The following is a 21,096-nucleotide window of genomic DNA, read 5'->3' as shown; positions in this document are numbered from 1 at the left end:
CGTAAAAGCAATTGGACACGCTAACGTTATGGGAGGTGTCCAATATGGCTTTCGACAAACAAAAGCTCGATGTCACCAATGACGTGACAGGCCGCTTTCAAAATGGCCGGCTCTCGTTATATCATGATAATGAGATGATCGGCCAAATGACAAGCATGAATGAATATGAGCTTAAGTCCGGTTATTCCTTTGAAAATGAGAAATTTTATAAGACAGCCGATGTGGTCTCTGGAGACGACGCAAAATATGTAGATTGTGACTACGAAAACGGCTGGTGTTAATGTTGGCGGTGAATTTCACTGCCTTCTTTTACAATCTGAACGTTTCAAATTTGACGCGGCAGGTGAACAAGATGAAGATGGATGAGCTGGAAAAGGTTATGATTGTCGAGGGGAAATCAGATAAAGAGAAAATCGAAAGCGTCCTGAATGAACCGGTGCGCATTATCTGCACAAACGGAACAATCAGCCAGCTGAGGCTCGAGGAATTGGCTGACGAGCTTTATGATAAAGACGTCTATATATTAGTTGATGCTGATGAATCAGGTGAGAAATTGAGAAAACAGCTGAAGCGTGAATTTAATGAAGCCTGCCATCTCCATATCGACAGAGCCTATAAGGAAGTAGCGGCTGCGCCCAGGCACCATATCGCTTCTGTATTGCTGCGTGCGAATCTGAATGTCCATACTATTTTTCTTGAAAGAAAGTCCCGAGGTGTATAGCATGAAAGAACTCCAAGAACACGAACTTGATCACATTGAAGATGATGTGTACCTTCTATATTTATATACTCCGTTTTGCGGCACCTGCCAGCTTGCAAGCAAAATGCTGACAGTGGTGAAAGAAATGCTGCCGGATGTCGCCTTCTATCAAAACAATGTCAATTACTCTCCGACATTCGCAAAAGCGTATCAAATTGAAAGCGTCCCTTGTTTTCTGCTGTTTAAAGGCGGAAAGGTGGTCGAAAGAGGATATGCATTTCATTCCGTTTCTTATTTATATGAGCTGATCAAACAAAAATCATCTTCCGCATCCCATTTATGACATATTTCTCAGCATATCCAATGAAATTGTCGTTCGTTTTATAAAGGGGTTCTTGCGACAAAGAGAGAAATGTGTATGTATGACCAACAAATAGGAGGTTGTACATATGGAGAAAGCGGAAGTTTTAGAAGATGAGTATCAGCATCTGTTTTTAAAACCCCTTTTGAAAGCCTCAACATTGCTCATTACCTTCCAAGGAGAAGCAGAAGCCTTAACCGTCTCAATAAACGAACAGGGAGAAATGAAAAAAGTTTCTCCGCCCCAAACGTCCAACCTGACCTTTTACGGAAACCAAACGGAAATTATTGATTTATTGCACGGAGACATTTCCCTTCAGCACCTGATTCAGAGCGGAAGCCTCAAAGTAAAGGGGTCATTCAGGGCCCTGTTAAAACTGGAAGCCATTCTCTGGCTGACAAATGGATTTTTTCAGAGGATTATAAAAAATTAAAAAATAATAAATTATTATAATAGTAAAAGTTGACATCATTTATTTTATTGACATTTAATCATTCGCCGTGCTATTCTACATTAAGAATTTCCGGACGAAAAAGACTATATATTTCTCTTATCAAGAGAGGTGGAGGGAAGTGCCCTATGAAGCCCGGCAACCATCAACACTGTTGAAATGGTGCCAATTCACACGAAGCGTTCAGCTTTGAAAGATGAGAGAAAGGCATTTTATATAAGCCTTTCTGCTCAAGTGTGCAGAAAGGCTTTTCTTTTGCAGAAAAAACCGGAAGATTTCTTAGAATAGTGTTAAGGCAGGTGATTGCTTTGATCAATCTTCAGGATGTTTCAAAAGTTTACAAGTCGAAACATGGAGATGTCAATGCTGTCCAAAACGTCTCGCTTTCCATTAAAAAAGGTGAGATTTTTGGAATTATAGGATATAGCGGAGCTGGTAAGAGTTCCTTAATCCGTCTGCTGAACGGCCTTGAGAAACCAACCTCAGGAACCGTGGAAGTGGCGGGAACCAAGATTAATGAAGTAAATGGACGCGGTTTAAGAAAAGCACGCCATGAGATCAGTATGATTTTCCAGCATTTCAATTTGCTTTGGTCGCGGACTGTCAGAGATAATATCATGTTTCCTTTAGAAATTGCCGGGGTGAAAAAGAGCGAGCGGATCAAGCGCGCCAATGAACTGATTAAACTGGTAGGTTTAGAAGGAAAAGAAAAATCATATCCGTCCCAGCTGAGCGGCGGGCAGAAGCAGCGTGTCGGAATTGCCAGAGCGCTTGCAAACAATCCGAAGGTTCTCCTTTGTGACGAAGCGACATCAGCATTAGATCCGCAAACGACAGATTCAATTCTGGATCTATTGTCCGATATTAATGAAAGACTCGGTTTGACGATTGTGCTGATTACGCACGAAATGCATGTCATCCGCAAAATCTGCAACAGAGTCGCCGTCATGGAAAACGGCAAGGTGGTCGAAGAAGGCGAGGTTCTCGATGTCTTTAAAAATCCAAAGGAACAAATGACAAAACGATTTGTTCAACAGGTGACAGAGCCGGAAGAAACGAAAGAGACGCTTCAACACCTTCTTGATGATACAGCATCAGGAAAAATGGTTCAGCTCACATTTGTCGGTGAGTCAGCTGAACAGCCTCTGATTACAGAGATGATCAGAAACTTCAATGTCAGCGTCAATATTCTGCAAGGGAAAATTTCGCAGACGAAGGATGGGGCTTACGGTTCACTGTTCATCCACATTGACGGAGACGAGGAAGAAGTGCAAAACGTGATCCGATTCATTAATGACAAACAGGTGAAAGCAGAGGTGATCACGAATGTTTGAAAAATACTTCCCGAACGTTGATTTAACTGAATTATGGAACGCGACATATGAAACACTTTATATGACGCTGATTTCTTTACTGTTTGCTTTTGTCATCGGGGTCATCCTCGGCTTGCTGCTCTTTCTGACGAGCAAAGGAAGCCTCTGGCAGAATAAAGCGGTCAACTCAGTGATTGCGGCCGTTGTTAACATATTCAGATCGATTCCGTTCCTTATTTTAATTATTTTACTATTAGGTTTTACGAAATTTTTAGTCGGCACGATCTTAGGGCCAAACGCCGCATTGCCGGCGCTGGTAATCGGCTCGGCACCATTTTACGCGCGCCTTGTTGAAATCGCGCTGCGTGAGGTGGATAAAGGTGTGATTGAAGCAGCTAAATCAATGGGCGCGAAAACGTCTACGATTATTTTCAAAGTGCTGATTCCGGAATCAATGCCTGCTCTTATTTCTGGCATTACGGTTACAGCCATCGCTTTGATCGGCTCAACGGCAATTGCCGGAGCCATTGGTTCAGGAGGCCTTGGAAACCTTGCGTACGTAGAAGGATATCAGTCTAATAACGCTGATGTTACCTTCGTTGCTACTGTGTTTATTTTAATCATCGTGTTTATTATTCAAATCATCGGTGATCTAATAACAAATATTATAGACAAACGATAAGGGAGGATTTACATTGAAAAAGCTATTTTTGGGTGCATTACTGCTTGTATTTGCAGGAGTTATGGCTGCCTGCGGTTCGAATAACGGCGCTGAATCCGGCAAGAAAGAAATTGTCGTTGCGGCAACGAAAACACCGCATGCGGAAATTTTAAAAGAAGCTGAACCATTGCTGAAAGAAAAAGGTTATACGCTGAAAGTGAAAGTGCTTAGTGATTACAAAATGTACAATAAAGCTTTAGCTGATAAAGAAGTGGACGCGAACTACTTCCAGCACATTCCTTACCTTGAGCAAGAAATGAAAGAAAACACAGATTACAAACTTGTGAATGCCGGTGCTGTTCACTTAGAGCCATTCGGTATTTACTCTAAAACATACAAATCACTGAAAGACCTTCCAGACGGTGCGACAATCATTCTGACAAACAACGTTGCTGAACAAGGCCGTATGCTTGCAATGCTTGAAAACGCTGGATTAATCACTCTTGATTCTAAGGTAGAAACAGTTGACGCAACATTGAAAGACATTAAGAAAAACCCGAAAAACCTTGAATTCAAAAAAGTAGCGCCTGAATTAACGGCAAAAGCATATGAAAACAAAGAAGGAGACGCGGCCTTCATCAATGTAAACTATGCGATCCAAAATAAATTAAATCCTAAAAAAGATGCAATTGAAGTAGAATCAACGAAAAACAACCCATACGCTAACATTATCGCAGTAAGAAAAGGCGAAGAAGATTCTGCCAAAATCAAAGCGCTGATGGAAGTTCTTCATTCTAAAAAGATCAAAGACTTCATCGAGAAAAAATACGACGGAGCTGTGCTTCCTGTATCTGAATAAGACTGAAACCCCGGATGAGAAATCCGGGGTTTTTTTCGCGTATTTTCCTAAAAGCTGTTCATAATAAAAAGGAATGTTAAACAGATGGAGGGATTTTCTTTGAATCAAGACAGAGGAAGCATGCAGGACGCGTTAAAACAATATAAACATGGTTTAGGCACATTTGAACAAAAGATGCCGCTGATGGGAAGAAAATTTAACGAATTTACTGAACAGTGCTTTGCCGGGAATTCTCTGACTGAAAGAGAAAAACAGCTGATCGCCCTCGGAATTGCCATCAATGCTCAGGACGAATATTGCATGATCTATCATACAAAAGGCTGTCTCGATCAGGGAGCGACAGAAGAAAACATTCTCGAAGCCGTCAGTGTGGCAGCGGCATTTGGAGGCGGCGCGGCTTTCAGCCAAGGCGTGACAGTCGTTCAACAGTGCATTGAGGAATTCGGAAACACCACGCATTAAGAGAAGGAATATTCCGAAAAACCATTCTCATTTGTTCTGAAAGGATGCTTTCGTCTCATCTGCCGCTATTTCACGCCAAATCGTTTTTGCGGCATCCAACGCAGCACTGGTACAATAAAAAGCAAATATATGAAGGGATTGATTCATTATTTGCAGCAGCCAGGACAGACTGAACCTCGATTATACGTCAGAAATGGAAAAAGCGATGCAGCTGTCACACGGAATTGGATACGAGGAATATGGACGCCGGCTGGAAACAAGAATGAAAGTAGAGCGGCAGAGAGAGCTTGATTATGAAAAAAGCAAGCGGATTTCTGCGGGAGCTTATTGAGAAAATCAATCTTTTAAAAAAGGGTGGGAATCCACTCTTTTTCTTTTTCAATCGCTTTAATAAAGTGCTGATCTTTGTTAAACTTGAGGAATGTGCAAGGCACGATAAAAAGTTGTATTTACTTTTCATTTGTTATAAAATTAGAATGAGAATAAAATGAGAATAATGATTATATATTTTTGGAGGTATAGATATGGCTGCTTCAACATTAACGATCAAAGATCTTCACGTTGAAATCGAAGGGAAAGAGATCTTAAAGGGTGTAAACCTTGAAATAAAAGGTGGAGAATTCCACGCAGTAATGGGCCCGAACGGAACTGGTAAATCCACTTTATCAGCTGCTATTATGGGGCATCCTAAATATGAAGTAACAAAAGGCAGCATCACGCTTGACGGCAAAGATGTACTGGAGATGGAAGTGGACGAGCGTGCGCAGGCAGGCTTATTCCTTGCGATGCAGTACCCAAGTGAAATCAGCGGTGTGACAAATGCCGACTTCCTTCGCTCAGCAATCAACGCGCGCAGAGAAGAAGGCGATGAAATTTCTCTCATGAAATTCATCCGCAAAATGGACGAAAACATGGAGTTCCTTGAAATGGACCCTGAAATGGCTCAGCGCTATCTTAACGAAGGCTTCTCAGGCGGGGAGAAAAAACGCAACGAAATCCTTCAATTAATGATGATTGAACCGAAAATCGCCATCCTTGATGAAATTGACTCAGGTCTTGATATTGACGCTTTGAAAGTTGTATCAAAAGGGATCAACAAAATGCGCAGCGAAAACTTCGGCTGCTTGATGATCACTCACTATCAGCGCCTGTTAAACTACATCACTCCGGATGTTGTTCACGTTATGATGCAAGGCCGCGTTGTAAAATCCGGCGGTGCAGAGCTTGCACAGCGTCTTGAAGCAGAAGGTTATGACTGGATCAAACAAGAACTTGGCATTGAAGACGAAACTGTTGGCCAAGAAGCGTAAGCGTTAGGGGGATTAATATGACACTAGGTACAAAACTATCCGTAGATCAGGAGTATCTCAAAAGCTTTTCCGAAAAGCACCAAGAACCTGCCTGGCTGAAGAACCTGCGCTTACAGGCTCTTGAACAAGCTGAGGATCTGCCGATGCCGAAACCTGACAAAACAAAAATCACAAACTGGAACTTCACGAATTTCGCGAAGCATACAGTGGATAACGAACCGCTTTCTTCATTAGAAGATTTGACTGATGAAGTAAAAGCGCTGATCGACGTTGAAAACGAAGATAAAACATTATACGTACAGCGTGACCAGACGCCGGCACATCTTTCTCTTTCTCAAGAATTGAAAGACAAAGGCGTCATCTTCACTGATATTCTGACTGCTGCACGTGAGCATAGCGACTTGGTGGAGAAATACTTTATGAAGGACGGCGTGAAGGTTGACGAACATAAGTTAACTGCACTTCACGCGGCTCTTGTTAACGGAGGAGCATTCCTTTATGTTCCGAAAAATGTTCAGGTGGAGACGCCGGTTCAGGCTGTTTATGTCCACGAAAGCAATGATACAGCTCTATTCAACCACGTGCTGATTGTGGCTGAAGACCACAGCTCTGTAACATATGTAGAAAACTACATCAGCACTGTAAATCCGAAAGACGCTGTCTTCAATATTATCAGTGAGGTCATCACAGGTGATAATGCCAGCGTAACATACGGTGCGGTGGATAATCTGTCAAGCGGTGTGACAACTTATGTGAACCGCCGCGGTGCTGCGCGCGGACGCGACAGCAAAATCGAGTGGGCTCTTGGCCTGATGAACGATGGCGACACGATTTCCGAAAACACAACAAACCTTTACGGTGACGGCACATACGGCGATACGAAAACGGTTGTTGTCGGAAGAGGAGAGCAAACAGAAAACTTCACAACACAAATCATCCATTTCGGTAAAGCTTCTGAAGGCTATATCTTGAAGCACGGTGTGATGAAGGATTCCGCTTCTTCTATCTTTAACGGAATCGGCAAAATCGAACATGGCGCTTCTAAAGCGAATGCGGAGCAAGAATCACGCGTGCTGATGCTCAGCGAAAAAGCACGCGGAGACGCAAACCCTATTCTTTTAATTGACGAAGACGATGTAACTGCAGGACATGCGGCATCTGTCGGCCGTGTGGACCCTATTCAGCTTTACTACCTGATGAGCCGCGGAATTCCGAAAGAAGAAGCAGAACGCTTAGTCATTTACGGATTCCTTGCACCGGTAGTAAATGAACTTCCGATTGAAGGCGTTAAGAAACAATTAGTTTCTGTTATCGAAAGGAAAGTGAAGTAATGAATATCACAGATATTCGTGAACAGTTCCCGATCCTTCATCAGCAAGTGAACGGACATGATCTCGTTTATCTCGACAGCGCGGCGACTTCCCAGAAGCCGCGTGCTGTCATTGAAACACTGGATAAGTATTATAACCAATACAATTCCAATGTTCACCGGGGCGTCCATACACTTGGAACCAGAGCGACAGATGGTTATGAAGGAGCGCGTGAAAAAGTCCGCAAGTTTATTAACGCGAAGTCAATGGCTGAGATTATTTTCACAAAAGGCACGACCACATCACTGAATATGGTGGCGTTAAGCTATGCGCGCGCCAACCTGAAACCTGGTGATGAAGTGGTCATCACCTACATGGAGCATCATGCGAATATCATTCCGTGGCAGCAGGCTGTAAAAGCAACTGGCGCCACATTAAAATATATTCCGCTGCAGGAAGACGGAACGATTTCTTTAGAAGACGTCAGAGAAACGGTCACAAGCAACACAAAAATTGTTGCGGTGTCTCATGTATCTAATGTTCTCGGCACGGTCAACCCGATTAAAGAAATGGCGAAAATCGCTCATGACAATGGGGCTGTAATTGTGGTGGACGGTGCACAAAGCACGCCTCACATGAAAATTGACGTGCAGGATCTAGATTGCGACTTCTTTGCGCTTTCTTCCCATAAAATGTGCGGACCTACTGGTGTTGGTGTGCTGTACGGAAAGAAAGCCCTGCTGGAAAACATGGAGCCTGCCGAATTCGGCGGTGAAATGATCGACTTTGTCGGGCTTTATGAATCAACTTGGAAAGAGCTTCCGTGGAAATTCGAAGCGGGTACGCCGATTATTGCAGGAGCAATCGGTCTAGGTGCCGCCATTGATTTTCTCGAAGAAATCGGTCTTGATGAGATTTCCCGCCATGAGCACAAGCTTGCAGCTTATGCGCTTGAACGCTTCCGCCAGCTTGACGGCGTAACGGTTTACGGGCCGGAAGAGCGTGCCGGGCTTGTCACATTTAACCTTGATGATGTTCATCCGCACGATGTGGCGACTGTGCTTGATGCGGAGGGAATCGCAGTCAGAGCCGGCCACCATTGTGCGCAGCCGCTGATGAAATGGCTGGATGTAACTGCTACTGCAAGAGCAAGCTTTTATCTGTATAATACAGAGGAAGAGATTGATAAGCTTGTGGAAGCTCTTCAAAAGACAAAGGAGTATTTTACAAATGTCTTTTAATGCAAACTTAGATACATTGTACAGACAGGTGATTATGGATCATTACAAAAACCCGCGAAATAAAGGGGTTTTGAATGACAGCATCGTCGTGGATATGAACAATCCGACATGCGGCGACCGCATCAGACTGACAATGAAGCTTGACGGAGACATCGTGGAAGATGCGAAATTTGAAGGGGAAGGCTGTTCCATTTCAATGGCATCCGCTTCGATGATGACTCAGGCGATTAAAGGGAAAGATATTGAAACTGCCCTTTCCATGTCTAAGATTTTCTCGGATATGATGCAAGGGAAAGAGTATGATGATTCTATAGATCTCGGGGATATTGAAGCCCTTCAAGGCGTTTCAAAATTCCCGGCCCGTATCAAATGTGCAACCCTCTCATGGAAAGCACTTGAAAAAGGAGTCGCGAAAGAAGAAGGCGGCAATTAAAAGGATTGGAGTGAAAATGGATGGCTAAAAAAATGCCTGATATTGGTGAATACAAGTATGGTTTTCACGACAAGGACGTTTCCATTTTCCGTTCAGAGCGCGGATTGACAAAAGAAATCGTAGAAGAAATTTCTCGCATGAAAGAAGAGCCTCAATGGATGCTTGACTTCCGCTTGAAATCACTTGAGCATTTCTACAACATGCCGATGCCTCAATGGGGCGGAGATTTAAACTCACTGAACTTTGACGAAATTACGTACTACGTAAAACCGTCTGAGCGTTCAGAGCGTTCTTGGGATGAAGTTCCTGAAGAAATTAAGCAAACATTCGACAAGCTCGGTATTCCTGAAGCTGAACAAAAATACCTTGCGGGTGTTTCTGCTCAGTACGAATCTGAGGTTGTATACCACAACATGAAAGAAGATCTTGAAGCGCAAGGCATCGTCTTTAAAGACACTGACAGCGCGCTGAAAGAGAATGAAGATATTTTCCGTGAGCACTGGGCAAAAGTAATCCCACCGACTGATAACAAGTTTGCGGCGCTTAACTCAGCTGTTTGGTCGGGCGGATCTTTCATCTACGTGCCTAAAGGCGTGAAGGTTGAAACACCGCTACAAGCTTACTTCCGTATCAACTCTGAGAACATGGGTCAGTTCGAACGTACACTGATCATTGTTGATGAAGAAGCAAGTGTTCATTATGTTGAAGGCTGTACGGCGCCTGTTTACACAACAAACTCACTTCACAGTGCGGTCGTTGAGATCATCGTGAAAAAAGGCGGCTACTGCCGTTATACAACGATCCAAAACTGGGCGAACAACGTTTACAACCTTGTAACAAAGCGTACAGTCTGTGAAGAAAACGCAACAATGGAATGGATCGACGGCAACATCGGTTCTAAGCTGACAATGAAATATCCGGCTTGTATCCTAAAAGGCGAAGGCGCGCGCGGTATGACGCTTTCTATCGCTCTTGCGGGTAAAGGCCAGCATCAGGATGCAGGTGCGAAAATGATTCACCTAGCACCAAACACATCATCTACAATCGTATCAAAATCGATTTCAAAACAGGGCGGAAAAGTAACGTACCGCGGAATCGTCCACTTCGGACGCAAAGCGGAAGGCGCCCGCTCTAACATCGAGTGCGATACGCTCATTATGGATAACAAATCAACTTCAGACACAATTCCTTACAATGAAATCTTAAATGATAACATTTCATTGGAGCACGAAGCGAAAGTGTCTAAAGTATCTGAAGAGCAGCTCTTCTACTTGATGAGCCGCGGTATTTCTGAAGAAGAAGCAACTGAAATGATCGTAATGGGCTTTATCGAGCCATTCACAAAAGAGCTTCCAATGGAATACGCAGTTGAAATGAACCGTTTGATTAAGTTCGAAATGGAAGGTTCTATTGGTTAATGATGAAAACTCCTTTGTTTATCAAGGGGTTTAGAGATAGTTTTTAAAATGGCCGGCGTGCCGAATTTGATTGTAGAAGACGAACTTTTGAAGTTCGTCTTCTTTTATTTTTCAGAGACATATCCACTGTTATTTTAATGGTTTTAATTCCTTATCGATTAGAATATTTCAGACCTGCGCCGGATAGGTTCAGTTTCTATATCACGCAACCATACAGTTGCTTATACTTGACATGCAACTAATGAGTTGCTTATACTCAATATATGAATTGGAACAAAGACGCTATATTCAAAGCACTCGGCGATTCGACTCGGCGGCTTATATTAGACGAATTATCTGAACGCAACGAGCTGACGTTGTATGAACTTACGATACGTCTTATTACAAAGTACGACCTTTCTATTACGCGACAGGCGATAGCTAAACACCTTTCTGTACTGGAGGATGCAGGACTCGTAACATCAAAACGAAAGGGAAAATATCGAGTACTTATATTCAACAACGAACCGCTTAAAAATTTGCTGAAAGGATGGATAGAGTAATTTTATAAAACCAGTACTGAGTTTCTTACAAATGTTGGTTTGTTTTGCTTGAAGCCGGATTGTTTGCACAGTACCATACACCATAAATATCAAAGGAGGAAACAACAATATGAAAATCATTGTGACTAGTATATTCGTGCAAGATCAAGACAAGGCACTGAAGTTCTATACAGAAAAACTGGGGTTTGTAAAAAAGGAGGATGTTCCCATGGGGAAATTCAGGTGGATAACGCTTGTTTCTCCAGATGATCAAGACGGAACCGAGCTTTTACTCGAACCGAATGAACATCCTGCCGCCAAGGAGTATCAAAAGAAGATATTCTCCGAAGGCTTCCCGGCCACAATGTTTGGCGTTGCAGATATTCAAAAAGAGTACAACCGATTAAAGGAAAAAGGCGTGACGTTTACGATGGAACCGACAAAAATGGGCGAAGTCACAATTGCTGTTTTCGACGATACAAGCGGTAACCTTATTCAAATTGTACAGAAGTAACCGATTCAGTCGCGTCCTTTTTGTATGCAGAAGAAAAACCGCTGGCCACAGGGCCCGCGGTTTTTTACTCTTCTTCTGTCTCCTGGTTGATAATTTGCTTTACAGATGATCTGCTGTTATTTTCTCTGTTCATCTCTCGCAATTGAGTATAAGCCATATCGAATTCCTCTTTTGTCATCTGCTTTGCGGCTAATGCAGAGCATAATATAGCAAAAGCAATTGGCATTGTATCAATGTGAATGTCGATATGGACCTCTGAGTTGCCGCTGTTTTTGATAACAGATTCAGTAGTGGGTATCTCTTGAGTATGTCTGTTGAGAGGAATGATGTTTTCGTTCATTAGTCTTCTCCGTCTTGTGACTGCGCCTGTGCCTGATCCTGATCTGTATTCACGTTGACCACGACTTTTGCATTACCGCTGTTTTGGACTTTTGCGACTGCCGCATCGCGTCTGTTTTCTTCATTTTCATGACGATTTTCGCTCATGGTATCATCCTTTCTCTATTGATAGTGACAGGATATTCGTTAGGAGAGTAAAGAGATTGGACGAACTTCGCGGTTTTTCCACATTAGGGCAAAAGGTCGAAGGAAAGCATTCTATTTGGTAAAATGAATAGACATTATAATAGAAAAGGTGTTTGCATATGAATTCGTACATCATCGTCGGCGCAGGGATTCTGGGCGCGTCGACGGCTTATCATCTCGCAAAATCAGGCGCTCGCGTTACTGTCATTGATCGGAAAGAGCCGGGACAAGCGACTGATGCGGCGGCGGGGATCGTCTGTCCTTGGCTCTCTCAGCGCCGCAATCAGGATTGGTATCAGCTTGCTAAGGGCGGGGCGCGATACTATGCGGATTTAATCAATCAGTTGGAAGAGGACGGAGAAACGGATACAGGATATAAACGTGTTGGTGCGATCAGCATTCATACTGATGCGTCAAAGCTTGATAAGATGGAGGAGCGGGCGTATAAGAGACGGGAGGATGCGCCGGAGATCGGCGACATTACCCGCTTGTCCGCAAGTGAAACGAAAAAGCTGTTTCCGATTTTAGCTGATGACTATGAATCAGTTCATATCAGCGGTGCCGCCCGTGTGAACGGAAGAGCGCTGTGCCGGTCGCTTTTAAGCGCTGCAGAGAAACGCGGCGCAACGGTCATCAAAGGAAATGCATCTTTGCTTTTTGAAAACGGAACAGTCACCGGCGTGCAAACAGATATAAAGCAGATTGCGGCTGACGCGGTCATTGTGACGGCGGGAGCATGGGCCAATGAGATATTGAAGCCTCTCGGCATTCATTTTCAAGTGTCATTTCAAAAAGCGCAGATTATGCATTTTGAAATGACAGATGCAGATACAGGATCGTGGCCGGTTGTAATGCCGCCGAGTGATCAGTACATTCTGTCGTTTGATAACGGCAGAATTGTAGCCGGCGCCACACACGAAAACGATGCCGGTCTTGATGATCTGCGTGTGACAGCCGGAGGCCAGCACGAAGTATTGAGCAAAGCGTTAGCCGTTGCACCGGGTCTTGCTGATGCGGCTGCTGTTGAAACAAGAGTGGGCTTCAGGCCGTTTACACCGGGATTTCTGCCGGTCGTAGGGGCCGTGCCGAATGTTCAAGGCCTGTATGCTGCAAACGGTTTGGGTGCTTCTGGACTGACGATGGGGCCGTTCTTGGGTGCAGAGCTCGCAAAACTCGTTCTCGGAAAGCAGACTGAAATCGACCTTGGCCCGTATGATCCAGCCGGAGCGCTTGCATAATAAATAAAGGCTTAACAAACAAATAGTATAAAGCTGTTCTGGCTTTTCTTTTCTGTATGTGTTAGCATTTATCTTTAATGAAAAAGAGGACGTGAACTGATTTTGATAAAAATTGATATACCCGCACCGAATGTCACCATCACTGAACGACAGCAGTCAGCTAATGATAACGAACCGAAGATAAAACCGATTCACGGATTCATCGACTTTCACCAGATCCCAAGGGACAAAGGCGGCATTTTTATGTTTTACAACATTCATGACGAGCTGCTGTTTGTCGGTAAAGCCAGAAAGTTAAGACAGAGAATTAAGAAGCATTTCGAAGACACTGTTTCACCGATCAAACATCACAGAGACGAAGTATATAAAATTGAGGTATGTGTAGTTGATGATCCAATGGAAAGAGAGATTTACGAAACATATATCATCAATACACAGCACTCGAAGTACAACATAGACAAGGTATTTTTTAAATAAGACGTCAGTCTGCGGATTGAACAGCGAGCCAGAGCTTAAGTCAAGTTCTGGCTTTTGATTTGGGCATTTTTACGCATATAGGCCCTTTGTCTATCATTCGAATAAATTATTGAGAAATTTCAGAAAATAATATTGACAATCCTAGCCGCGGACTTTAATATAACAATATATAATGTTATATAACGTTATATAATAAAAACGGGGAGTGAAGGATTTGAGTCAGGCCACAGCAAAAGTAAATCGTGAGGTTCAAGCTTTCTTGCAGGATTTGAAAGGGAAAACCATTGATCATGTATTCTTTGTCGCATGCGGAGGGTCTTCTGCAATTATGTATCCGAGTAAGTATGTGTTTGACAGAGAGTCAAAATCAATAAACTCCGACCTCTACAGCGCCAACGAATTTATTCAGCGCAACCCTGTTCAGCTTGGTGAAAAGTCTCTTGTTATTTTGTGCTCGCATTCGGGAAATACCCCGGAGACAGTCAAAGCTGCTGCGTTTGCAAGGGGCAAGGGTGCACTTACGATTGCGATGACGTTTAAACCGGAGTCTCCTTTAGCGCAGGAAGCGCAATATGTTGCCCAGTACGATTGGGGTGATGAGGCGCTTGCGATCAATACAAACTATGGCGTTTTGTATCAAATCGTTTTTGGAACCCTGCAAGTATTAGAAAACAATACGAAATTCCAACAAGCAATTGAAGGCTTAGATCAATTGCAGGCTGTATATGAAAAAGCCCTTAAGCAGGAAGCTGACAACGCCAAGCAATTTGCAAAAGCCCATGAAAAAGAAAGTATTATTTATACCATGGCAAGCGGTGCAAACTACGGTGTCGCTTACTCCTACAGCATCTGCATTCTCATGGAAATGCAATGGATTCATTCCCACGCCATTCATGCCGGAGAATATTTTCACGGACCGTTTGAAATTATTGATGAATCCGTGCCGTTTATCATCCTGCTCGGTTTAGATGAAACAAGACCTCTTGAAGAGCGGGCGCTTACCTTCTCGAAAAAGTATGGCAAAAAGCTCACTGTGCTTGATGCTGCATCTTACGACTTCACTGCAATTGACGATTCAGTTAAAGGCTACCTTGCTCCGCTCGTTCTCAATCGTGTGCTGAGAAGCTATGCAGACGAGCTGGCAGAGGCGAGAAATCATCCTTTATCTCATAGAAGATACATGTGGAAAGTTGAGTATTGATCTGAAAATGAGGAACCATTATGCATTAGACTATAATGTTATATAACATTATAGTCTAATGTCCAGAGGAGGCCAACCCTTTGAAGAAAATGTTGTTGTTCTTGATCATTGCAGCTGTCAGTATGTTCACCATTGCAGGCTGTTCGAGCCAAAGCAGTTCAGCGGACGGAAAGGTGACATTGAAATTTTTCCACAGATGGCCGAAGGAGCCGGAAAAAAGTTATTTTGAAGAGGTTGTTAAGGAATTTGAAAAAGAACACCCAGATATCGATATTCAAATTGAAGCCGTTTTAAATGACTCCTATAAAGATAAAATTAAGGTCATGCTGGGAACCACCAGCCCTCCTGACATTTACTTCTCTTGGAGCGATGAGTTTGCTTTTAAATTTATCAGAGGCAATAAAGCACTTGATCTCTCGTCCTACTACAAAAATGACACCGATTGGTCATCACAGCTCGTTCAATCGCAAATTACACCATTTACTTATGAAAACAAGCAATATGGCGTGCCGTGGCAAATGGACGCTAAATCATTCTTCTATAATAAAGACATTTTCCAAAAGCTGAATCTTGATCCCCCGAAGACGTGGGATGAATTAATCGATGTGTCAAAAAAGCTGAAAGAACATGGCTACACACCGATCAGCTTCGGAACAAAGGCGACTTGGACAATCTCGCACTATATCGGCACGCTTAATCAGCGGATGGTCGATGAAAAAACACGGGAAAAGGACTATAACGCCAAAACGGGTGAATTTACTGATGAAGGCTACGTAAAAGCACTTGAAAAGCTTCAAGAGCTGATGCCTTACTTTAATAAACATGTAAACTCCGTCGACCACGAATATGTGAGACAGCAATTTAAGAGCGGAAAGTCGGCGATGATATATGCGGAAACAGCGGAAATCAAGCTGGTTGAACCGGTTAATCTTGGGATGTTCCCATTTCCTGAAATCAGCGGGCAGAAAGGATCTTCAGAAGCGTTAACGGGAGCGCCGGAAGGATTCATGATTTCCTCAAGAACAAAACATCCGAAGGAAGCGATGGAATTTTTGCAGTTCTTGACGTCGAAAAAAATGGGCGAAAAGCTCGTGAAAGATGTCGGGAAATACAGTGCAGTGCAAGGTACGGCTACTGAAGAAAATGCAACAGCCATTCAGCGTGAAGCCGTTCAGCATATTGTTGATGCCAAATCAATGGTTCCATGGTTTGATATGGATGTCGATGTTGAAGTCGCAGATGCGTACCTAACGGGTGTCCAGCAAATGCTTGGCGGCGACATGACACCGCAGCAGGTGATGAAAGCCGTTCAAAAGGCAGCAAAGCAGGTGAGGGCGTCAGCTGAATAAATCAAAGAAAAGGTGAAGCTTCGCACCTTTTCTTTTTATAAAGGAGATGAGATACCCTTGGTCAATCAGAATAAAATAATCCCCTATTTGTTTTTGGTGCCCGCTCTCGTTTTTTTACTTTTCGTTTATATCCCGATTTTTGAGAATGTATTCCTCAGCCTGTTTCAGTGGAGCTCATTTTCTCCGGAAAAAACGTTTATCGGCTTAAAAAACTATGTTGAATTATTTCATGATCCTGTCTTTTATCAGGCACTGACCAATAACGTGCTTTACGCAGTGATCTCAATTGTATGCCAGGTGTTTGGCGGTTTGATTTTGGCGGCGGTGCTTGAGGATAAGCTGGTCAGAAAATGGTCGCCGTTTTTTCGTACCGTTTTCTTTTTGCCGGTTGTCATCTCAATGACGGTGATCGCGCTTTTGTTTGATTTTATTTACAATCCGGAGACAGGGCTTTTGAATCAGCTGCTTCAGGCCATCGGTCTTGATCAGCTGACGAGGGCCTGGCTCGGGGATGACAGCACAGCTATGCTTTCTGTCATTTTTGTGTCCCAGTGGCAATCTGTCGGTTATATTGCGATGCTGTACATCGTGTCGATTCAAAAAATACCGGATGAACTGTATGAAGCGGCCCGGCTTGACGGCGCGGGTAAAATTCAGCAGTTTTTTCATATTACTGTTCCCCAGACGAAAGAGATGTCTTTTGTTGCGGTGGTCATGACGCTGACCGGGGCCTTTACGGTCTTTAATGAGCCGTACATTTTGACAGGCGGCGGGCCGGGAAACGCGTCAGAAGTCTTGAGCACGTTTTTATATAAAAGCGCCTTTACAAAGGATATGATGGGCTACGCCTCAGCGATTGCCACTGTCGTGTTAATCATTACGCTTGCATTATCGCTCATGCAAATGAAGTTCTTTAAAACCGGAAAGGAGGAGTAACTGATGCTGCCTCAGAAGAAGACAGATTCGTTCAGGTTGGAGCCTGTGCCTGACCAGCACATTGAGGTGAAAAGAAAGCCTAGACGAAAATGGTATATCGGAGAAACGTCTGTGTGGGTTTTTCTGTTTCTATATCTGATTGCGATTGCCTATCCGCTTCTCTGGATGGTGATGAGCGCCTTTAAAAACTCTGACGATATTTTTGAGCACAGCTGGTCGCTGCCGTCTTCGTGGCATCCGGAAAATTTTGTTTCCGCCTGGAACCAGGGGATTTCTTCTTATTTTATGAACAGTGTCATCGTTACGGCGCTGACGTGTGTGATCACTGTCTTTATCAGTGCATGGGCAGCTTATGGCCTTTCCCGGTTTGAGTTTAAAGGAAAAGGATTCTTCTTGGTGCTATGTCTCGGCGGATTGATGCTGACGCCGCAGGTCAGTCTTGTGCCGCTTTATTCTATTATTCAGTCGCTTGGCCTGTACAATACGTATTGGGCGTTAATCCTGCCGTATGCGGCTTATCGGATCCCATTCACCATCATTTTGATCCGCTCTTATTTTCTTTCTATTTCCAAAGAATTGGAGGAGGCGGCCTATTTGGATGGGTGTACAAGTTTTGGAGTATTTTTCAGAATTTTCTTACCAATGAGCGTGCCGATTTTGGTGACATCCGGCATTTTGACAGCTTATCATACATGGAATGAGTTTATGTTTGCGATTATTTTCATAGATGATGAGAATTTGCGGACCATTCCAGCCGGGCTGATGCAGTTCAGAGACGCGCTGCAGACAGACTGGGGCGTCCTGCTGGCGGGGTTAACGATTTCAGCCGCGCCGATTATTATTCTATTTTTATTGATGCAGAAATATTTTGTCCGCGGGATTGCAAGCGGCAGTGTAAAAGGATAAAGGAGGAAGCGCTATGAAATTGATTGCGGTTGGAGATAATGTTGTAGATTATTACCAGGATCAAGAAACATTTTACCCGGGAGGAAATGCTTTAAACGTTGCTGTGCTTGCCAAGCGGCTCGGGCATGAGTCTTCCTATATCGGAATCGTCGGCAATGACGAAGCCGCGGCACATCTGTTGAACGTTCTCAAGCTGGAGCAGGTCAATGCAGATTATATCCGCCAGGCGCACGGAGAAAACGGGATGGCGATTGTCACCCTTGATGAACAGGGGGACCGCATTTTTGTCAGGTCAAATAAAGGCGGCATTCAGTCCCGGCTTCGGCTCGTGTTCCAGGAGAAAGATATAGCCTTTATCAGAGGACATGATCTGCTGCATACGAGCGTGTACAGCAGGCTTGAGAACGATCTTCCCCAGCTGTGCGGGCTTGTCCCGGTCTCATTTGATTTTTCAACCAATCGGGAGGATGATTATTTGAGGAGGGTCTGTCCTTATGTGACGTATGCATTTTTTTCAGGAAGCGATTTGAGTGAGTCGGAATGCGGCGAGCTTGCCAAAACAGCTCATGGGTACGGAGCCAAAATGGTTTGTATGACCCGAGGGGGCCAAGGAGCAATCCTGTCTGCGGGTGATCGAATCTATCATCAGCCGATTGTGGAAACTGATATAATAGATACACTTGGAGCGGGTGATTCTTTTATAGCAGGCTTTTTGACTGCCTTTTGCGTGAAGCAGGATATAACGTACGCTTTGCGCCAGGCTGCTGAAACGGCTGCGAAAACATGCGGTGTGTACGGAGCTTTCGGCTATGGCTATCCTTATCGCTTGGAGGACGGGGGAAGCAGTGAAAAAACGAGAATACTATAAGCAGTGTCTCGTTTTTTATGCCTGTTATGTGTAGGGGCTGTTGATGGTAAAAGTGACACGGTTTGTGTGCATCAAAAACAATGAGCAATAGATTGGCTGGTCGTTTGATGTAAAAGCCGTTTTATCAATTTCAAACAGCGCATCCCCGATATCACAATCCAGGTATTTGCTTTCCTCCTGTTGGGCGTATACAACGTTTAATAGCTTCGTATTGTGCGTGGGTACAACTTTGTATTGCTGTTTCAAAATATCATGCATGGATACGCCGTCAGCAATAAAGGTATCAATGCCGGGAAACAAATCAAGCGGATAATGCGTCACTTCAAAGGTGAGAGGCTGATCATCATTATATAAAATCCGTTTTAATTCAACGACAGGGCTCTCGGGATGGATTTGAAGCTTTTCGGCGATGGGTTTTGTCGCTGGAATGATGTCATGGGACAGCACATGATGCTTCGGTTTTTTGCCGGTGGATTCCATAAATTCCGAGTAGCCGTTTACAGCGATCAGCTCTCGTTTTAATTTAGGGCTTTTAACGAACGTTCCCTTTCCCTGCTGCCTGATCAGATAGCCTTCTTCGACTAAATCGAGAATGGCTTTCCTGACGGTGATGCGGCTGACGTTATACTTGCTGCAAAGCTCGTTTTCGGTAGGCAGCTTGGCAGTTGGGGAATACACGCCCTTTTTGATGTCATCAGTGATGATTTGTTTTAGCTGAATGTATAAAGGTGTAGAACTTCCGTTGTTTAACAAAGGGTAGCCTCCTTTTAACCTATTATTTATATTATAATGTATTATGACGTTATAATACAAATTTACATTTTTTATTTTAGAGATATAGCAAAAATGGGAATCGATTACTCTAAAAATAACAGAAAGACCAAGTTGTTTCCAGTGACGAAATAACGGGTCAAAAGATAGGGGGACTTTTCTGATGGCTTCATTAACATTTGAACACGTCAAAAAATCATATCACTCACAATTAACCGTGAAGGACTTTGATTTAGATGTAAAGGATAAGGAGCTTTTGGTGCTGGTGGGGCCGTCAGGATGCGGAAAATCAACAACGCTGCGGATGGTGGCTGGATTAGAAAGCATTTCTGAAGGAAATCTTCTTATTGATGGGGAGCGGGTCAATGATCTTCCGCCAAAAGAACGTGATATTGCGATGGTATTCCAAAACTATGCGCTTTATCCGCATATGACGGTTTTTGATAATATGGCGTTTGGATTAAAGCTCAGAAAGATGGCGAAACAGGAAATTGCCGAGCGGGTTCATGCGGCAGCTAGAATTTTAGAAATTGAACATTTGCTGAAGAGAAAACCGAAGGCGCTCTCTGGCGGGCAGCGGCAAAGGGTGGCGCTTGGCAGGTCGATTGTGAGGGAGCCGAAGGTCTTTTTAATGGACGAGCCGCTTTCTAATCTGGATGCAAAACTAAGAGTGACGATGCGGACAGAAATCAGCAAGCTGCACCAGCGATTAGAGGCAACGATCATTTATGTCACGCATGACCAGACCGAAGCAATGACAATGGGAGATCGGATTGTCGTCATGAATGAAGGGGAAATCCAGCAAGTGGCGAAACCTCATGACATTTATCATTACCCGGCCAATTTGTTTGTCGCAGGCTTCATTGGCTCTCCCGGAATGAACTTTTTGAAAGGCATCATAGAACAGCAGCATGGCGAGCTGTTTTTCACAAATTCTTCGATCCGGCTTCATATTCCTGAAGAAAAAGCAAAGCGGCTGAAGGAAAAGGGATATGCCGGAGAACAGATGATTGCCGGTGTACGGCCGGAGCACATCACACAAATGACAGGAAATGACCAGTTGTTTGATTCAGTGTTTCAAGCGAACGTGGAAGTGAATGAAAATCTGGGCTCGGAGCTCATAGTGCATGTCATGGCTGGGGACGAGCGGCTCAAGGTCCGTCTGGACGGAAACACGCGAATCGATGCAGGCGATTTAATCCAGCTCTCAGTGAAAATGGACCACGTCGTCTTTTTCGATGCGGAAACGGAAGAGGCTGTGTATTAGAAAA

The 21,096-nt window shown here is 43.9% G+C and carries 27 protein-coding genes and 1 riboswitch; of the genes, 24 read left to right on the top strand and 3 right to left on the bottom strand.

The genetic code is table 11. The features are described 5' to 3' along the window. Positions 1-44 precede the first annotated feature (44 nt). The 16 genes from NX903_RS15945 to glxB all read left to right on the top strand — a co-directional run bounded on the left by NX903_RS15945 (position 45) and on the right by glxB (position 11,554). Positions 45-281, top strand: coding sequence for a YusG family protein (locus NX903_RS15945; RefSeq protein ID WP_003228581.1), 237 nt, complete (start codon positions 45-47; stop codon positions 279-281). Between the two features lie 77 nt (positions 282-358). After that, positions 359-721 (top strand): toprim domain-containing protein, encoded by a 363-nt coding sequence (locus NX903_RS15940; RefSeq protein WP_024571871.1) that lies wholly within the window; start codon positions 359-361, stop codon positions 719-721. Position 722: 1 nt separating this feature from the next. Continuing rightward, a complete protein-coding gene (locus tag NX903_RS15935) occupies positions 723-1,043 on the top strand; it encodes a thioredoxin family protein (protein ID WP_014480792.1) in 321 nt (106 codons plus the stop codon). A gap of 106 nt (positions 1,044-1,149) precedes the next feature. Next, entirely contained in the window at positions 1,150-1,494 is a 345-nt protein-coding gene (locus NX903_RS15930; RefSeq protein ID WP_077671101.1) for an SCP2 sterol-binding domain-containing protein, read from the top strand. 114 nt (positions 1,495-1,608) lie between these two features. Continuing rightward, positions 1,609-1,715: riboswitch (SAM riboswitch) on the top strand. 105 nt (positions 1,716-1,820) lie between these two features. Then, on the top strand, positions 1,821-2,846 hold the full coding sequence (metN, locus tag NX903_RS15925) for a methionine ABC transporter ATP-binding protein MetN (RefSeq protein WP_003242531.1): 1,026 nt from the start codon (positions 1,821-1,823) through the stop codon (positions 2,844-2,846). Continuing rightward, the gene (metP, locus tag NX903_RS15920) at positions 2,839-3,507 is read left to right on the top strand and encodes a methionine ABC transporter permease MetP (RefSeq protein WP_003228593.1); all 669 of its coding nucleotides are present in this window, start codon (positions 2,839-2,841) and stop codon (positions 3,505-3,507) included. Before metN ends, metP begins: the two co-directional genes overlap by 8 nt. 13 nt (positions 3,508-3,520) lie before the next feature. Continuing rightward, positions 3,521-4,345, top strand: coding sequence for a methionine ABC transporter substrate-binding lipoprotein MetQ (gene metQ, locus NX903_RS15915; RefSeq protein WP_032722486.1), 825 nt, complete (start codon positions 3,521-3,523; stop codon positions 4,343-4,345). Positions 4,346-4,429: 84 nt separating this feature from the next. Then, on the top strand, positions 4,430-4,807 hold the full coding sequence (locus NX903_RS15910) for a carboxymuconolactone decarboxylase family protein (RefSeq protein WP_014477920.1): 378 nt from the start codon (positions 4,430-4,432) through the stop codon (positions 4,805-4,807). 193 nt (positions 4,808-5,000) lie between these two features. Next, positions 5,001-5,138, top strand: a complete 138-nt coding sequence (locus tag NX903_RS15905; RefSeq protein ID WP_003228600.1) for a hypothetical protein — start codon at positions 5,001-5,003, stop codon at positions 5,136-5,138. Between the two features lie 193 nt (positions 5,139-5,331). Then, complete coding sequence (gene sufC / locus NX903_RS15900; protein ID WP_003151872.1) at positions 5,332-6,117, top strand: Fe-S cluster assembly ATPase SufC; 786 nt, start codon at positions 5,332-5,334, stop codon at positions 6,115-6,117. Between the two features lie 17 nt (positions 6,118-6,134). After that, a complete protein-coding gene (gene sufD / locus NX903_RS15895) occupies positions 6,135-7,448 on the top strand; it encodes a Fe-S cluster assembly protein SufD (protein ID WP_014477917.1) in 1,314 nt (437 codons plus the stop codon). After that, entirely contained in the window at positions 7,448-8,668 is a 1,221-nt protein-coding gene (gene sufS, locus NX903_RS15890; protein ID WP_003228604.1) for a cysteine desulfurase SufS, read from the top strand. The genes sufD and sufS overlap by 1 nt, the downstream gene beginning before the upstream one ends. Beyond that, positions 8,658-9,101 (top strand): Fe-S cluster assembly sulfur transfer protein SufU, encoded by a 444-nt coding sequence (sufU, locus tag NX903_RS15885; protein ID WP_003222809.1) that lies wholly within the window; start codon positions 8,658-8,660, stop codon positions 9,099-9,101. Before sufS ends, sufU begins: the two co-directional genes overlap by 11 nt. Before the next feature lie 20 nt (positions 9,102-9,121). Next, positions 9,122-10,519: a Fe-S cluster assembly protein SufB gene (gene sufB / locus NX903_RS15880; RefSeq protein ID WP_003228608.1), complete on the top strand. Its 1,398-nt coding sequence runs from the start codon at positions 9,122-9,124 to the stop codon at positions 10,517-10,519. Between the two features lie 263 nt (positions 10,520-10,782). Beyond that, positions 10,783-11,061, top strand: coding sequence for an ArsR/SmtB family transcription factor (locus tag NX903_RS15875; RefSeq protein WP_015251274.1), 279 nt, complete (start codon positions 10,783-10,785; stop codon positions 11,059-11,061). A gap of 109 nt (positions 11,062-11,170) precedes the next feature. Next, a complete protein-coding gene (gene glxB / locus NX903_RS15870) occupies positions 11,171-11,554 on the top strand; it encodes a methylglyoxalase (protein ID WP_086344291.1) in 384 nt (127 codons plus the stop codon). Positions 11,555-11,618: 64 nt separating this feature from the next. Here the strand turns inward: glxB and NX903_RS15865 are convergent, their stop codons facing one another. Both NX903_RS15865 and sspG read right to left on the bottom strand, forming a co-directional pair. Beyond that, complete coding sequence (locus tag NX903_RS15865; protein WP_003243521.1) at positions 11,619-11,894, bottom strand: hypothetical protein; 276 nt, start codon at positions 11,892-11,894, stop codon at positions 11,619-11,621. Then, positions 11,894-12,040 (bottom strand): acid-soluble spore protein SspG, encoded by a 147-nt coding sequence (gene sspG, locus NX903_RS15860; RefSeq protein ID WP_015384584.1) that lies wholly within the window; start codon positions 12,038-12,040, stop codon positions 11,894-11,896. The genes NX903_RS15865 and sspG overlap by 1 nt, the downstream gene beginning before the upstream one ends. A 158-nt stretch (positions 12,041-12,198) precedes the next feature. Here sspG and NX903_RS15855 point away from each other — a divergent pair, with 158 nt between their 5' ends. From NX903_RS15855 to frlD, 7 genes are all read left to right on the top strand, one after another. After that, positions 12,199-13,317 (top strand): NAD(P)/FAD-dependent oxidoreductase, encoded by a 1,119-nt coding sequence (locus tag NX903_RS15855; protein ID WP_086344290.1) that lies wholly within the window; start codon positions 12,199-12,201, stop codon positions 13,315-13,317. Positions 13,318-13,419: 102 nt separating this feature from the next. Then, positions 13,420-13,794, top strand: a complete 375-nt coding sequence (locus NX903_RS15850) for a nucleotide excision repair endonuclease (protein WP_003228617.1) — start codon at positions 13,420-13,422, stop codon at positions 13,792-13,794. Positions 13,795-14,008: 214 nt separating this feature from the next. After that, positions 14,009-14,995, top strand: a complete 987-nt coding sequence (gene frlB / locus NX903_RS15845) for a fructosamine deglycase FrlB (protein WP_015251278.1) — start codon at positions 14,009-14,011, stop codon at positions 14,993-14,995. Between the two features lie 80 nt (positions 14,996-15,075). Further along, entirely contained in the window at positions 15,076-16,344 is a 1,269-nt protein-coding gene (locus tag NX903_RS15840; RefSeq protein ID WP_024572490.1) for an ABC transporter substrate-binding protein, read from the top strand. Positions 16,345-16,401: 57 nt separating this feature from the next. After that, positions 16,402-17,280 carry a carbohydrate ABC transporter permease gene (locus NX903_RS15835; RefSeq protein WP_014477910.1) on the top strand — a complete coding sequence of 293 codons (879 nt, stop codon included), beginning with the start codon at positions 16,402-16,404 and terminating at the stop codon, positions 17,278-17,280. A gap of 3 nt (positions 17,281-17,283) precedes the next feature. After that, on the top strand, positions 17,284-18,186 hold the full coding sequence (locus NX903_RS15830; RefSeq protein WP_014477909.1) for a carbohydrate ABC transporter permease: 903 nt from the start codon (positions 17,284-17,286) through the stop codon (positions 18,184-18,186). Positions 18,187-18,199: 13 nt separating this feature from the next. Next, positions 18,200-19,054: a fructosamine kinase FrlD gene (frlD, locus tag NX903_RS15825; protein ID WP_024572488.1), complete on the top strand. Its 855-nt coding sequence runs from the start codon at positions 18,200-18,202 to the stop codon at positions 19,052-19,054. A 24-nt stretch (positions 19,055-19,078) separates the two neighbouring features. On the opposite strand, the gene frlR is transcribed toward frlD, so the two are convergent. Then, positions 19,079-19,807, bottom strand: coding sequence for a transcriptional regulator FrlR (gene frlR, locus NX903_RS15820; RefSeq protein WP_024572487.1), 729 nt, complete (start codon positions 19,805-19,807; stop codon positions 19,079-19,081). Between the two features lie 181 nt (positions 19,808-19,988). On the opposite strand from frlR, the gene NX903_RS15815 reads away from it, so the two are divergent. Then, on the top strand, positions 19,989-21,092 hold the full coding sequence (locus tag NX903_RS15815) for an ABC transporter ATP-binding protein (protein ID WP_070547731.1): 1,104 nt from the start codon (positions 19,989-19,991) through the stop codon (positions 21,090-21,092). Positions 21,093-21,096: the final 4 nt, after the last annotated feature.

It is taken from the genome of Bacillus sp. FSL R5-0576 (genome assembly GCF_038004765.1).
In the GTDB taxonomy this organism is placed as follows: Bacteria; Bacillota; Bacilli; order Bacillales; family Bacillaceae; genus Bacillus; species Bacillus subtilis.
Note: the sequence above shows the minus strand (reverse complement) of the source record. Positions and strands in the feature narration are given on the sequence as shown.